Origin of the sequence: Wolbachia endosymbiont of Laodelphax striatellus, from assembly GCF_007115015.1 — a bacterium.
Lineage (GTDB): Bacteria > Pseudomonadota > Alphaproteobacteria > Rickettsiales > Anaplasmataceae > Wolbachia.
The window spans coordinates 1,030,518-1,046,397 of record NZ_MUIX01000001.1 but is presented as its reverse complement, the minus strand read 5'-3'; the positions used below and the strand labels follow the sequence as shown (position 1 = coordinate 1,046,397).

Sequence of the window (15,880 nt, the reverse complement as noted above, 5' to 3'; positions counted from 1 at the left end):
GATTTCAGTATCAAGCACTGGAACATCATCATCTATAAGATGAAATAGCTGGAGTGGTAAGAAATTCGATAATATAAAGCATTTTTATGCTCAGTTGTAAAAAAATAACTTTCTTTCACAAATTAGTTTATAACTAAATTAGTATAAAGCATAATCATATTTACTTATCATCATTATTAATCAATAATTAATACCCATAAATTAACTATATCTAATCGCAAAGGGAGGTGGAGATGCGTTTTAAACTAGAAAAAGAAGATATTCCACAAAACGATTGTAATAATAGAACTGGTCGTAGGGTACCTGCACAAATAAGATTAAATAACAAAACAACATTTAGCCTGCCTAGTGTATCTTACATTATCATCGACAACAATATTGGCCTGAGTTTTCAAATTTGGGATTTGAAGCATGACGTGGCAAGTATACTAAACGACTTATCTGAATGGCCACAATTAAAGCTAGAAAGCGTAAGAAATGATTACAAATTCGCTTTAGTTACTACCTCTGATCAACCTTATTATTATTACTATGATGGCAAAAATACTATGATAGATACTATTGATCGTATACCTCATGGTTACACAAATGGTTTACATGTTAAGGCATATAATCGTGAAAGCTGTAGTATTTATTATGAACTGCTAGAAAACAGGAAGGTTTTAATAGATCCAAAAGACATAATTAGTAGCAAAAATGTCAGTCTTATTTTGGAAGATCTTAAAAGTTCACCTGATAAAAGACTCAAAATAGAAATAGGAGACTATTTGTTTAAAGAATCAAGAAATATATACAAATTATATAGGAGCGCTCAGGTATATAATTTAACTGGTGGAAAAGTTGGCATATTGAATGATATCCTTTCAGCATTTACTCGTATAAGCAATACATTCGAGTTATTCCCTTTTCATGAAATGGAGAGCTTGAAAGCACAAGATACCTATTTCGCAGTAAAAAAGTTAGGCAATAGTTATGTTGGTTGCATATCGTATGAAAATAGCACATGCAAAAATTTTTATAATTTTAACCCTAATTCTTTTGGGTATGAGCACGACAATAGATCAGGTCCATATCCTTATTATTATAACTTAGAAAATTTTGATAACTTTTTGGAGGTTGATGTGAATATTCAAGAACATATAAATTTAGAAGCAGAAATTGAACTTTTAAAAGGCAGAATTGAAAGATTAGAACATACTGGTGTACAAGGTCCTAAAGGTGAGCCAGGTGAAAGGGGACAAAAAGGTGATAGAGGCTTCGATGGAGCGCCTGGTCCTCAAGGTCCTCCAGGACAAAAGGGCGAACTAGGTTATACCGGTGCACCCGGTGAACCGGGGTTCAACGGCAACCAAGGTTCCAGAGGTGATAAGGGTGACCGAGGTTTTCCTGGTCCAGAAGGTTCTGTAGGTAGCACTGGAGCACGTGGTCCTAAAGGTGAACCAGGCCATTTGGGTCCAAAAGGCAACAAGGGAGAATCTGGTTCTCAGGGTAAGCCAGGTATAGATGGAACAAAAGGTATAAAGGGTGATAGAGGTGTGCGAGGTGAAAGTGGAACGAGTGGGCCAAGGGGTTGGAAAGGTGAGCCTGGTTCTCAAGGTCTAAAAGGTGAGAGAGGAGATACTGGTTCTAAAGGTGATAAAGGAGATACCGGAACAGATGGATTGCCAGGTGCACAAGGTCCTAAGGGAGAGCCAGGCATAAAAGGTGAGCCAGGTATAAATGGAACAAAGGGAGATATAGGTCCTAAAGGATTAGACGGAGCTATGGGAATAAAAGGTGATATGGGTGAGAAAGGAAAGATAGGTTCTAAAGGTCCCAAAGGAGATACTGGTTCTAAAGGTGATAAAGGTAGAGATGCAAGTCCTGAAGAAGTTGCACAAAAATTAATTAATAATGGCACTATTGCTAATCAGGTGCTTGAATATCGTGACCAAGGCGGAGATTTAGTATTAGAGAAGCAAGTTGCAGGAAGAATTATTAGTAATCAAGATATTCAAACAGGCATAGCCATTGCATTAGCTGATAACAGAATGGAAGAGCTAGCAGATGTGTTACTAAGTGATGCTAATCATACATTAGTAGAAAACCTTGCAAATAATACCGAGCTAACACAAAGCATTGCAGAAGAACTAAGGAAAAATCCAGGAAAAGTCCGAGGTCCAAAGGGAGAAAAAGGAGATATCGGTCCTCAAGGCATAAAAGGTGAGCCAGGTATAGATGGAACAAAGGGAGATATAGGTCCTAAAGGATTAGACGGAGCTATGGGAATAAAAGGTGATATGGGTGAGAAAGGAGAGATAGGTTCTAAAGGTGACAAAGGAGAACCAGGTGCAAATGGATTGCAAGGTCCAGAAGGTCCTAGAGGTGAGCCAGGTCTAAGAGGCTTCAATGGTACGCAAGGTCTTACAGGTAACAAGGGTGAGCCGGGTATAGACGGATTAAAAGGAGATATAGGACCTCAAGGTATAAAAGGTGAGCCAGGTCTAAGAGGCTTCAATGGTACGCAAGGTCTTACAGGTAACAAGGGTGAGCCGGGTATAGACGGATTAAAAGGAGATATAGGACCTCAAGGCATAAAAGGTGAGCCAGGTATAAATGGAACAAAGGGAGATATAGGTCCTAAAGGATTAGACGGAGCTATGGGAATAAAAGGTGATATGGGTGAGAAAGGAGAGATAGGTTCTAAAGGTGACAAAGGAGAGCCAGGTGCGAATGGGTTGCAAGGACCTAAGGGAGAGATAGGTGTGCAAGGACCTAAAGGTCAGGTTGGTAGATCTGGTCTTAAAGGTATGCCAGGTCCAAAAGGAGATACCGGAGCTCCAGGTGCGAATGGATTGCCAGGTTCCAAGGGAGAAGATGGAATAGGTGCTACATTAGCTGATCAGTTTTTACGTGAGATAAGAAAAGCAAAAAATGAAACTCTGGATGCTAAAAAAGCAGCAGAGGCAGCTCAAAATGCTTCAGAAGGTTTTGCCAAACAAGCTAAAGATACGGAAGATAAGGTTAAAATACTACACAATCAAACAGTGAATCTTACAGGAGAAGCTGAAGATTCTGCTGATCAAGCACTTCAATCCGCAGAAAATGCGGAAGCATTGCATAGTAGCGTAAGAGATATGTTTTGTACAACAAATCCTGCAGATCAAGTTTGTAGTGCACGCAGAAGAAGGAGGGAAATTAAAAAATCATCAGTGACAAGCGGAGCAAGCAGACCAACTTCATTTATATCTCAAGTAATAAATTTCTTTTACCCTGCAGTAGGACAGGACGAATATAAAGTAAAAAATGAAATACAGGAAGTGGCAAAAATAATAGATGCAGCAGATATTGTAACAAAATTTGAAGAAGTATTAGGAGCAACAGCTGTGAAATGTGGCATTTCAAAGAAAAGTCTAAATTTTGATCCAGTGGAACTGCAGTCAACCATTATCAATAAGTCATTACTTAATGATGAAAATCATAATGAGTTGTTGAAGTTCTTGTGTGTAACTGCGAAAAAATCATTACCTGATTACAAACAAACTAGTAAATGTTTGGCTACTTTCAAAGATCATATGGAAAAAAGATTAAATGAGCAGCAAAGAGCTTTCGTTAATACTGAAAAAATAGTGGCAGATAATGAGCAGCCAAGGAGTTTTATGAGTTATGTCTCTCCTCCTAGTAGCCTAAGTGCCATTAATCAGCAAGTTGTTGGTTATTTAAGGTAATATCATGGAAAAACATATATTTAAAATAGAGGATAAAAATCCGCTCTATAAAAAATTGATTAAACTTCCTGCTGAATATTATATATTAAACAAAAATAGTAAGGTTATCCATTCACATATTGGTCCAATTAAAGTAGAGAATATTAATGGTTTAAAGTTAAGGAAGCAGGGAGATAAAATATCTTTATATGAAGGAAACTTACCCCTGCAAGCAGAAAGATCTGATGAAAGTGGAAACTCTATTAAAGAGGATCTTATTGTAGAACAAGAAGCTATAATAAGTACAAATAGAAACTATATTATAGAAAAGCTTGAATCAAAACCTATCTTGATTTCGCTTTACAACATAAAAGATAGTCCTGACTTTGGCCTCAAATTGTCTGGTAGAGATATAACTGGAGTACTCAATTTTATCAATTTTAACGATGAAAATGACCCAGTACTACAAAAAATTCAAGAAGAAAAAGGTGGACTTTATTTTACAATAGAAGGTGATTATATCTATATATCAGATGAAGAAGGAAAATGTCTTCCAGTATGTAAAGATGGTAGTTGCTATAAGTATCAATACACAAAAAATGAACATGATATATTAGAAATTAGTGAGATATCAACAATAATAAAAAACTTAACTAAAACTGAGCAATGCAGTGCACCAGCTAAGGCAGGGCAGAATTTTACTTTGCAAAAGGGAAAAGAATTATCGGATAATATCTATCAAGCAGATATCATGTTAAACGGTAAGCTTGTAGCTACTTTACCAAAAATAGGTTACTGCATGCTTGATGACCAATTGGTCATACATAATCACGTTACAGAAGAAGAGATAAAAATTCCTAGAGACTTTCATTATCTTAAAGTAGTCAAGTACAGTAGTAATGATGATTGTCAATTAACGTTTTGTAATTTCTTAGGTAATGAGTTTTTTGAACATAAAAAGTACGATTCTCAATACTCAAATGTTCCAAATAAATATCAATATATAAGTTTAAACTGTATGAAAAAGGAATATAAACCAAATTTCTGCAAGTTACTTAACGATAAACCATCTTTTTTTATTGCAAAAGGAACTACTAATCAAGATTCTTCAGGCCACTGCCCAGCTGATGTATTTGAATTAACAAAAAGTGGAAAAGGTAAGAAAATGGCTACATTAATTGATCAATTTGGCGTTTTTAATAAAGAGGGTAAGTTTCAATATTGTGATTACCATACAAAAGCAGATTACGATGTTTATGATTCTTATAAAATTAATAAAGAGTACAAAACAACAGATGAATTTCTCTTCAATGATGACATAGTTCTTTATACTATTCCAGAGCTATTTTAATCGCATACAAGGTATATTATAATTGTTTTTAAAATTGAATTGAGTAAACTTTCAAGCAGTGTAAAAATGTATTCTTTTTAGTTTAGATTCGCTACCATTTTGCCGCTCGTTAGTACCGCAGTGGTTTTGTAATAGAACACAAGCTGCAAAAACTTAAGGAAAAAATGGTCAGTTCTTGACACTGGCATCTAGTTCTTTCTATCAAAAATGCTGTAAAGTGTTCACCAATTTAGTTGGATCCCAGTACTGGGATGACATTATGAAGACCTAGCAGTTTATGATGGTGTCATTCCAGCGCGTGGCGCTGGAATCTAGTTCTTATTACCTGAGTCTTCTGGGTCCCAGTACTCGGATGACAAGAAAAGGGAGTATTGGTTTCAGCATTAGCCGTGCATCTGGATCCCAGTATCAAGTACTGGGATGACAAGAGAAAGAGGACACTGGGATGAAATTATGAAGGCCGGGATAAACACTATGAGGACTGGAATGACATTATGAAGACCTCTAGCAGTTTATGACGGTTGACCTTACCCAGAAAAAGTAGACAGAAAGTTAAGACGTTTTTGAAGTAAAATAAAACGTTTTTTCAAAGAGGTGTGGTATGACAAAAAGAAAAGAATATACAGCAGAATTCAAAATTGAAGCTATAAGACTAGTAAAAGAAACAGGTCAATCATCAGCAAAAATAGCAAGAGATTTGGGTATTAGCGGTAAGCAGATGGGTAAAAACATACAATGATAGAATGTCTGGAGTAGATGCGTTTCCAGGAAAGGGGAAAGTAGCTCATTGTGACAAAGAAAAGTTTGATTTAAAGAAAGAGCTGGCAAGAGTAACGAGGGAAAGAGACATTTTAAAAAAAGCCCTGGGATATTTTGCAAACCAAAAAGAGTAAAATATTCTTTTATAAAAGAACATGAAAACTGCTATAAAATACGGGAATTATGCAGATTTTTGAACGTATCTGCTTGTGGTTATTATAAATGGATTACTAAGGAAAAAAACAACAAAAAATCAATAAGAGAAGAGCTCATACAAGATATTCAGAAGGTATATCGATCATCACAATGCAGATACGGAGCTCCTAAAATTCACGCTGAATTAAAGGCTTTAGGTAAAAATTATAACATCAAAACAGTGCAAAATATTATGCAGAAAAATGGCATTCAAGCTAAGCTTAGACGAAAGTTTAAAAGTAAAAAACCACAAATAGACAATAGAGTTATAACTCCTAACATATTAAATCAGAATTTCATCGCTGATCAACCTAACAAGATATGGGTAACTGATATTACGTACATAAAAACTAATGAAGGATGGTTATATTTGGCAGCAATAATAGATTTATATTCACGCATGGTGATTGGGTGGTCAATGAGTAATGCAGTAAATAGGCAATTAGTTATAGATGCGTTATTCATGGCTATTGGTAGGCGCAAATCTCCTAAAAATCTACTATTTCATAGCGATCAAGGATCGCAATACACCTCTAAAAATTATCAATTTTTACTAAGTACAAAAAATATTACTTCTAGTATGAGTCACAAAGGTTGTTGTTATGATAATGCTGTTTCAGAGAGCTTTTTTAGTTCACTTAAGAGAGAGTTACTCATTGATACTTCACAACACTCTGCACAACAAGCTAAAACCGCAATATTTGAATATATAGAAATTTTTTATAATAAACAGCGTAGACATTCTACTATTAACTATTGCATTCCTGAGCTTTTTGATTCATCATTCTCATAGCAAAAACGTCTTAACTTTCTGTCTACTTTTTCTGGGTAAGGTCAGGTGTCATTCCAGTGTGGAATACAGCTTTTTGTAACTTCATTGAAAATATCGTATAGCTATTTGTTCACAATTAATTCTTCTGGATCCCAGTACTCGGATGATAAGAAAAGAAACACTGGTTTCAATATTTGGATGCATCTGAACAGATACAGATGGCTAAAATATTGAAGAAAGCATACGCGTCAAGTTAAGAGCAACTAGCCTTCTTTGACTTGTTAAGAAAGGTCTTTTTTTCCCCAGATTCTATTATCACATGCTGAAATGACATCGAAGGACGCTCTTGCTTCTTCATGTAATTATGCAAAAAGTCCTTTGAATTTTTGCAGCTTGAAAAATCTTTATAAAATTTACTTTCTTTAAATGCTTTAATCTTCTCTTCATTATTTAATGAGCCATATTTAGAGAAATATTCATCTGTAATATAAATATATAAACTAATCAACTCAGGAAAAGTGTAATCAGTTTTGTTGGAAGACTTTAAACACGTAATTGGCAATTTATGTATATCTTTATCAGCTTTTTTAGAATCAATACATTTATCATTCTTTCTTAATGTTGTATGCTGCTTAAAAAAGCCTTCATATTCCTCAAAATCTTCAAATATTTCTTTTTTTTGATAATCTTTCCTTCTACCGCTTTGCTCTATTTTTTCTATTTTTGTTGCAAGTTGCACTGGCTGTTTTATCGTTTTATCTCCCTCTCGATTAAAGTACATTGTATAAGGAGTAATTGAATTTACGATTTTATATGTCTTCCAGTGGCAGCCAAAAATCTTTAGTACCAATTTGATTATCGGAGCAAGAAAAATTTTTAATTTTGCTATGAATCCAAAATAATAAAGAGAAGCTTGTTTAAGTGAACTTGCAGCATTGCTAACGATGCATCTTAAATGTATATCCTTATACTTAAAATTTTTATGAACCTCTGCAGCCACATGTCCACCTAGGCAGTCTCCAAACAATATAATATCATCTGGTTTTATACCTTTTTCCAACAAGTTAGTTACAACTGCTATACCAGACTTAACTCTGTTGCTACGTATCAATGAGGTGTTTTTACTTAAACCAAGTCCAGGATAATTAAAGAGATGTACAGTAATTCCTTGCTCTGTAGCCCAATTCCAATTTTGGGAATAATCTTTACTAGGACTTAATGCTCTATTCCCACCAATAAAGTATATCAGATGTTTTTCACCTTGATTATTGTTTTGATTTTTACCAAGAAGCGTAATTGTCTCTATTTTCATCCCGTTTTGAGTTTTTATAAATTCTCTCTCAGTTTGCTCTCTTATTTCTTTCATATTTTAACTCTCACTATAATTATACAACAAAATCTTAAAAAAATCAACAAACCTTAATTTTATGAACAATATAAACCTTCTCAAATTCATTGAATTATGCTTTCAAACGGTAGTGCCGGGGTGTGAGTATAATGATTATCAATATATAAAAGTCATAGCAGACAGGCCTGAAGCAGCAAGCGCTGGCGAAGCAAGAAGAATAATATTCAATATGCCGCCGCGTTCAATGAAGTCCATTTGTGTAAGTGTTGCATGGCCTGCATGGATACTCGGTAATCAGCCAACTGCAAGAATAATAGTTGCAAGTTACTCTCGGCTGCTTAGCGAAAAGCACTCACTCGATACCAGGTGCATAATGCAATCTGATTGGTACAGAGAGCTATTTCCGAAAGTAGAATTATCCAAAGATCAAAACACTAAATATAAATTTCAAACAGTGCAAAGAGGATGTCGAATTGCAACATCAGTTGGGGGAACATTAACCGGTGAAGGTGGAGATTTCATTATCGTGGATGATCCACTAAGTCCCGCACAAGCTTTGAGCGAAACATTTAGAAAGCGTGCTGCAAACTGGTTTGATCAGGCTTTAGTAACCAGGCTCAACGACAGAAAAAAAGGAGTTATCGTTCTTGTGATGCACAGACTCCATTTAGCATCGAACAAAATGAATCTGTCAAACCAGGAAGAAACTCATCAATTTAAGTTTCTAGTAGTTTTAAGTATAGTTGTGAAGGAAGCGCCTCATGCAGTTATAACCGGAATCTTCACTGGTGCCATAAGTGCCCGTCGTTTAGCATGGTTTTGGAGGAACGGTCAAATCATTGATGGAGTCCTTAGACTACCTCGGTTAGGAGATTGTATTATATCAACCGTCCCAAGCTGAAGCGTTTCCCTGCTATAAATTATATGAAGGAGTTACCATGAAAAAAACAAAAAGTAAATTAGAAATAATGAACCCTAACGCAGCAGGAATAGATGTTGGTTCGGCTATACATTATGTGTGTGTACCAGAAGGAAGTGATGAACAGCATATACAAAAATTTAGCTGCTTTACAGAGGACCTTCATAACATAGCAAAATGGCTAAAAAAGTGTGAAGTTACTACAGTAGCCATGGAGTCAACCGGAGTGTACTGGATTCCTTTGTTTCAAGTACTTGAATCATATGGACTTGAAGTAAAACTTGCAAATGCAAGACATGTAAAAAATGTACCTGGAAGAAAGTCAGATGTCCAGGACTGCCAATGGCTTCAACAACTACACAGTTATGGGTTAATCGAAGGATCATTTAGGCCAGATAATCAAATGTGTGTATTGCGTAGTTATGTGCGGCAACGTAAAAACTTAATTGAAAATGCTGCTACACATATTAATCGTATGCAAAAGGCGTTGGTACAAATGAATATTCATTTACATAAAGTAATAAGCGATATCACTGGCGTCACAGGAATGCAAATTATTAAAGCAATAGTAGAAGGTGAAAAGAATCCCGAGAAGCTAGCTGAATTCAGAAGTGTGAATATGAAGAACGACAAAGCTACTATAGCAAAAGCATTAACAGGCGATTATAGAGAAGAACATTTATTTGTACTGAAACAAGAATATACAGCATATACTTTTTTTCAAGAGCAAATAACTGAATGTGATAAAAGCATAGAAAATTACTATAAAACATTTGAAACAAAGTCCGATGAGAGTAGAGAGTTAGGTAAGGAAAAAAACAAGTCTAGAAGAGGCAGACCAAACTTCACCTTGCGTGAGAAATTGTATAGGATAACCGGAATAGATTTTACTAAAATTCCTGGATTTGATATACTAACTGTACAAACTATTATTTCAGAAGTTGGCATTAACCATAATAAGTGGCAATCAGAAAAGCACTTTACTTCATGGTTAGTACTTAGCCCTGCTAACAAGATCACAGGAGAAAAAGTATTTGGGACAAAAACTCGTAAAGTCATTAATCGCGCTACAAATGCCCTGCGAATGGCTGCTTATGCTGTGGGAAATAGCACAAGTGCATTAGGTGCATATTGTAGGAGATTAAAAAGACGGCTAGGAGCAATAAAAGCAATTACTGCCACAGCAAGAAAATTAGCATGTATTTTTTACCAAATGTTGAAGTATGGACAAGAGTATGTGGAAAAAGGAATGAGTTATTATGAAACACGCTACAAAGAGAAAATTGTGAAAAATTTGATCAAGAAAGCGCAGGAGTTTGGCTACACACTAGTTCAACAAGAAGAGTTGATTAATGGAGTTTCTTAGGAGCAGATTTAACTGCTCACCTCCTCTGTAAACCAAGAAACATATGGCACCATGTCTGTTTACCAATAATAGCTGAAGATAAGGAGATTATTTATTCAGTTAATAATCATATTCCAGAGCATGAACAGGAAATATACTCAAGAAAAGAAGGTCAATTGTTGTATTCCCTAACTGAAGGAAAAGAAGAAATTGAGATGATAAAAGCTGAACTTGGGAGTTATGGTTTTGCTGCTCAATACCAACAAAATCCTCTGCCACTTTCAAGTGGTATAATTAAACGAGAGTGGTTGAAGCGCTATAAAAATTTTCCTGATAGCCTCTTGCATGTAACACAAAGTTGGGATACTGCAATTTCAACAAACAATACAAGTGACTTTAGTGTCTGCACTACCTGGACAAAAGTAGATAATACATTCTATTTACTCGATGTATATCGCGCAAAACTTGAATATCCAAAACTTAAAGAGAAAGTTCTGTCGCTGGCTGCAAGGTGGAAGCCACACGCAATTTTAATCGAAGCAAAAGCAAGCGGTCAGCAATTGGTTCAGGAGCTCAGGAAAAACAGTGATTTACCTATTATTCAAATAGTACCACATGATGACAAATTAACTCGATTTCACCGAATTGTCCCAATTATAGAATCTTGTAAGTTAAAAATATGATATAAAGGAGATAAGAGGGAAGATAACTCCACTCACTATAGGAATGGAGTTATCACGGGCGTGTGCGACCGCTAGAATAATGGCTATACAACCGTGCTCATCAAGGTACACTAGCCCTATCTCTCGATACGTTTGAATAGTTGTGTGGGACATACATATGCACCCGTTTACAATCTTAAATTAACTAAAACTAATCGAGGTTATTATGATTACATCTTATCAAAATTTTATTGGCATTGATATCGGAAAATTTAAAAATGTTGCTGCAGTTCACAACCAAAAGAACACTATCAAGTTTGATAATAATGCTGCTGGTTGGCAACAATTGTTTCAAAATTTTTCAAATATTCTACCTAATTCTTTTGTAACTTTGGAAAATACAGGAAAATATGAGCTTGGCTTAGCACACTTTCTGGTTGATAAGAATGTTGCTGTACATCGAGCTAATACTCGCAAAGTAAAAAGCTTTACCTTATCTCATGGAATTTTAGCAAAGTCTGATCAATCAGATGCAAGAGCCCTTGCTCAATATGGATTTGAGCGTTATAGTACTCTATCTCTATTTGTGCCTATGTCAAAAGAACAAACAGCCTTAGCTGCACTTTGTCAACGTCGTGATGACCTTACACAAATAAGAGCTCAAGAGAAATGTAGACTGAAAGCACCTGAAAACGACTATATAAAAGAAAGTTGCCAAAAAACTATTGACTTTTTTAACAGTCAAATAGATGAGCTTAATGATGCCATACAAAAAATTATCGATGAGAATCCAGAGTTAAAAAAGCGCCAAAAAATCATAAGAACAGTACCAGGAATAGGTAAAAAGTTATCACAAGATTTTGTATGCTTGATGCCAGAACTTGGCTACTTAAGCAGGCAAGAAGTTGCTAGTCTTGCTGGAGTTGCCCCGCATCCAAAAGAAAGTGGTAAAGCTATTGGTTATCGCAGAATAAGTGGTGGCAGAAGGAACGTTCGTGAAAAGCTTTTTACATCTGCGATGGCTGCTTCAAGGACTAAATCTGCACTTGGTGCTTTTTATTCTGCTCTCATTGGTAGAGGTAAAAAGAAGATGGTAGTCATAACAGCTCTAATGCGCAAAATTATAGTGATTGCTAATGCAAGGCTTAAAGAAGCAATTAACGCAAATTTTTAAAATCTGCATAAGAAAATAGGTTAATGAATATGCGCGCCACACAAATTTAAAGCACATATTCATTAATCATAAGATCTAAGCAGTGGTAGTTGTTTGATATAAATTTCTTTCTGTAATGAACTAGGGTTTTTATTGCCAAAAATACGTTTTTCAATTGAATAAGAATACAAAACTATAAATAAGAGTTGTAATAAGACTAAATTCAAAAAATTTTAAAAAACATAGTTGATGAGCGGGTTTTTCTCCCTAACCAAGCAGTATGGCTTAGCGACTTTGAGTATGAGATTTTAATGTTTCCAGAAATCCGTCACGACGATCAAGTAGACAGTACCGTGCAATATCTTCAGTGGGTGAGAAATAATATTGCTAGAGTGGTAGCTATACGTTCATTGTAGCTTGAAAAGGTTCCTCGGAATTGTGTATAATTTTTTTAACTGAGCTTATTTAACTTATCCATTTTCTGAATGATATTTTAGGGTTTATTGAAATAAATACTACGCAAAAATTCTATCTCTGGGTGCTTAGATGAATATCTTTATATTAGACGAAAATCCTGTAACTGCAGCACAAATGTTATGCGATAAGCACATAGTAAAAATGCCGCTAGAAACTGCTCAATTGCTTAGCAGTGTTTTTTCAATAGCATTAAAAGAGCCAAATCCTTTAGTCAGCATTACAAACCAGAATATAGAAGTTCCATATAAACTTACTCACAAAAACCATCCTTGTTCTTTATGGGCTAGACAATCAAAAGGAAACTTTGATTGGTTAATAAAACATGGAAAAGAATTGTGTATAGAATATAGCTTGCGATACAAAAGAACGCATAAATCCGAAGAAGTTATAGATTGGTGCGATAATAACAAGGATTTGCTAATATTTCGATCAGCTGATATACAAGCTTTTACACAAGCGTTACCTGATCGATATAAATGTAGTAACCCAATAGAAGCATATAGAGAATATTACCTAAAAGAAAAGATGAGATTTGCTAAGTGGGAAAAAGGTAGAGAAGCACCAGATTGGTTGCTAGACAAAATGCTATAGGTTATAAAATTATCCAAACCGATCATAAAAAAGGTAGAATTGAAGTTGCAAAAGCAATGCTGGCTGATAATGTTGATGTTTATCAAGTTTATTGATCTTTCTATTTGTGAGATTAAAGAATTCAGTAAACTGTTATTCCCAGTATATGGTAGGCTACTTGCACTATAGAGTGTCATGTACACATCTGTACTAACAAGCAGAGGTAAATCTAAGTCAGTTTAGATATAACATTTACTTTAAAAAACTTTATTTTACGCTGATATTCTAGCGCTTTTCTGTGGTATTTTGTTGGGGTATAATTTGCAAAACTATCTTCCTTATAGGTTAAAAAATTACACTGCTTTATATGTAACTCTATCCACTCTGCATAATCCTGATGATCAGTTGCAATAAATATTTCACCTGTGACAAGTATTTTTTTTGCTAATAAATTTAAAAATTCCGTATTAATTAACCGTCTTTTGTTGTGACTTCTTTTTGGCCATGGATCTGGAAAGAGAATAAAGAATTTTTCAACACTGTGGTCAGGAAAATTGACAATTAATTCTCTTGCATCTTCTGTCCATATTAAAATATTTTTTATGCTGTGTGCTTCTATGCTTTTTAGCAAGGAAGAGACCCCCTTTAAATAAGGCTCACATCCTATAAATAATAGATCAGATTCATTGAATGCCTGATGGAGCATATTTTCACCATTACCGAAACCTATTTCTACCCGTATTCTTTTTTGTAAGTCTACGATCTTTTTTATAGATTCCTTGCTGTTTTTAATAGAATACTTCTCCAGAACATTCAACTTCAACCTAGATCTTCTGGAAAATGACCTAATCCAATTATTATTCCTAGATAACATATCTTACATAACTTAATCTTTTATAGCTTAAACAATTCTCGAAATGAATTAATGAGAATTTACTTGTCACTAATTATTAATATTATATAATATATGAGTTCTAATGAAGTTAAAATTAAAAGGTATGGAAAGTACAGTTGCTATCAAGAGGCTATCATCAAATAGGTTCATAGAAGAGATATTTCAAGATCAATTTGATAATCAAGACAATGACTTTTGTGAAGATTCTTTTGCTAACAAAATCAAAGAAGGAGATGTGGTAGAAGGTATAATCACAAGAAGAAATTCTAATGATATTGTGGTTGATGTTGGTCTAAAGTCAGACGGAAGAATTCTGATTAAGGAGCTCAGTTGTAATGATGATATCACTGTTGGCTCGAAAATTAGAGTTTATGTTGAAAGAATTGAAGATTACCATGGTAATGTTGTTCTTAGTCGTGAGAAAGCAATCAGAGACGAAAAATGGAATAAATTGGAAGAAAGCGCAGTTACAAAAGATGAAGTAACAGGAATCATTAAACGCTCAATTAAATGCGGTTTTATTGTTGATCTTGGTGATGGAATAAGTGCGTTTTTACCGCTGAGTCATGTGGATTTGAAGCAAATAAAAGATGCTAATCACCTTATTGAAACTGAACAAAAATTCATCGTGCTTAAAATGGATAAGAAGCAGGGAAATATTGTAGTATCAAGAAAGCTGGTATTAGAGAAATTGCATGCTGGTGAAAAAATTAAGTTTTTAGAATCTTTAAATGAAGGTGATGTAGTAGAAGGCAAAATAAAAAGCATCACTCACTACGGTGCATTTGTTGGCATTCATGAATCAGATACAGTGGGAGTTATAGATGGACTGCTACATATTACAGATATCTCTTGGAGTAATGTAAGTCATCCATCTGCAATTTTTTCTTGTGGTCAGCATATAAAAACTAAAATTATAAAAATAGATAGAGAAAATGGAAAAATCTCCCTTGGTGTAAAACAATTAGGAGATAATCCTTGGCAAGATCTAGAGTTAAAATGTCCAATTAACAGCTTACACAAAGGATGTGTAACGGGTATAAAAGATTGTGGATTCATTGTTGAGATTAAACCTGGGATTGCGGGTTTGGTACACTCATCAGAAATCACTTGGAGCAAGAATAATTTACCAATCAGTAGTTTTGTAACAATAGGACAAGAAGTGGATGTAAAAATTCTCGGTATTGACATTATTAAAAATAAGATGAGTTTAAGCACAAAAAGGTGCGTAGAGAATCCTTGGCAAGTATTTATTGATAAATATCCTCTTGGTTCTATTGTTTCTGGTAAAGTTAAAAGCAACAATGGTTCACAAATATCTGTGACTTTTGATGATTCTGAGATATCTGAGGACGTAGAAGGAACAATTTATATGCAAAATCTAAGTTGGTCGAAAAACAATTCAGATGAAATAAAAAAGTATAATGTAGGTGATGAAATAGAAGCAAAAGTGATAAGGGCTAACGTAGATCGAACAAGAATTTATCTTGGAGTAAAGCAAATAGAGTATGATCCTCTTGAAGAACTGATAGAGAAAGTTAAAGTAGGGGATAAAATGCAGGTTACTGTAAATAAGAGAGAGGAAAATGGTCTAATCGTTGAAATTGAGAACAATGTAACCCTTTTAGTAGATCAAGAGCATTTACCAGAAAATAAAAAGTTTTCTATATCAGAAAAAATACAAGTGGAAGTAGTAGGTGTTGAAAAATATAATATCATATTATCTGCCAAATAACTTCTTGTACTTC

The 15,880-nt window shown here is 34.6% G+C and carries 8 protein-coding genes and 4 pseudogenes; 10 read left to right on the top strand and 2 right to left on the bottom strand.

Features of this window, described 5'->3' with window-relative positions; translation table 11 throughout:
- Positions 1-233 precede the first annotated feature (233 nt).
- The 3 genes and pseudogenes from BVG17_RS05025 (at position 234) to BVG17_RS05010 (ending at position 6,784) form a co-directional block, all read left to right on the top strand.
- On the top strand, positions 234-3,707 hold the full coding sequence (locus BVG17_RS05025) for a collagen-like domain-containing protein (RefSeq protein WP_143688858.1): 3,474 nt from the start codon (positions 234-236) through the stop codon (positions 3,705-3,707).
- A gap of 4 nt (positions 3,708-3,711) precedes the next feature.
- Positions 3,712-5,037, top strand: a complete 1,326-nt coding sequence (locus tag BVG17_RS05020; protein ID WP_143688857.1) for a hypothetical protein — start codon at positions 3,712-3,714, stop codon at positions 5,035-5,037.
- 601 nt (positions 5,038-5,638) lie between these two features.
- Positions 5,639-6,784: pseudogene (locus tag BVG17_RS05010) on the top strand (IS3 family transposase).
- A 232-nt stretch (positions 6,785-7,016) separates the two neighbouring features.
- Here BVG17_RS05010 and BVG17_RS05005 read toward each other — a convergent pair.
- Positions 7,017-8,129, bottom strand: a complete 1,113-nt coding sequence (locus BVG17_RS05005) for an alpha/beta hydrolase family protein (RefSeq protein WP_143688856.1) — start codon at positions 8,127-8,129, stop codon at positions 7,017-7,019.
- A 61-nt stretch (positions 8,130-8,190) separates the two neighbouring features.
- Between BVG17_RS05005 and BVG17_RS05000 the strand changes: the two are divergent.
- From BVG17_RS05000 to BVG17_RS04975, 6 genes and pseudogenes are all read left to right on the top strand, one after another.
- Positions 8,191-8,781, top strand: a pseudogene (locus tag BVG17_RS05000) (phage terminase large subunit); the annotation flags it as partial.
- 268 nt (positions 8,782-9,049) lie between these two features.
- A complete protein-coding gene (locus BVG17_RS04995; RefSeq protein ID WP_143688718.1) occupies positions 9,050-10,396 on the top strand; it encodes an IS110 family RNA-guided transposase in 1,347 nt (448 codons plus the stop codon).
- Positions 10,397-10,401: 5 nt separating this feature from the next.
- Positions 10,402-11,049, top strand: a pseudogene (locus tag BVG17_RS04990) (phage terminase large subunit family protein); the annotation flags it as partial.
- A 214-nt stretch (positions 11,050-11,263) separates the two neighbouring features.
- The gene (locus BVG17_RS04985) at positions 11,264-12,211 is read left to right on the top strand and encodes an IS110 family RNA-guided transposase (RefSeq protein ID WP_063630491.1); all 948 of its coding nucleotides are present in this window, start codon (positions 11,264-11,266) and stop codon (positions 12,209-12,211) included.
- Positions 12,212-12,441: 230 nt separating this feature from the next.
- Positions 12,442-12,606: pseudogene (locus tag BVG17_RS10370) on the top strand (phage terminase large subunit); the annotation flags it as partial.
- 130 nt (positions 12,607-12,736) lie between these two features.
- Positions 12,737-13,258 (top strand): pyrimidine dimer DNA glycosylase/endonuclease V, encoded by a 522-nt coding sequence (locus tag BVG17_RS04975; protein WP_006013204.1) that lies wholly within the window; start codon positions 12,737-12,739, stop codon positions 13,256-13,258.
- 208 nt (positions 13,259-13,466) lie between these two features.
- Here BVG17_RS04975 and trmB read toward each other — a convergent pair whose 3' ends face one another.
- The gene (trmB, locus tag BVG17_RS04970; RefSeq protein WP_063631013.1) at positions 13,467-14,111 is read right to left on the bottom strand and encodes a tRNA (guanosine(46)-N7)-methyltransferase TrmB; all 645 of its coding nucleotides are present in this window, start codon (positions 14,109-14,111) and stop codon (positions 13,467-13,469) included.
- Between the two features lie 103 nt (positions 14,112-14,214).
- On the opposite strand from trmB, the gene BVG17_RS04965 reads away from it, so the two are divergent.
- Positions 14,215-15,867 carry a 30S ribosomal protein S1 gene (locus tag BVG17_RS04965; protein ID WP_063631012.1) on the top strand — a complete coding sequence of 551 codons (1,653 nt, stop codon included), beginning with the start codon at positions 14,215-14,217 and terminating at the stop codon, positions 15,865-15,867.
- Positions 15,868-15,880 lie beyond the last annotated feature (13 nt).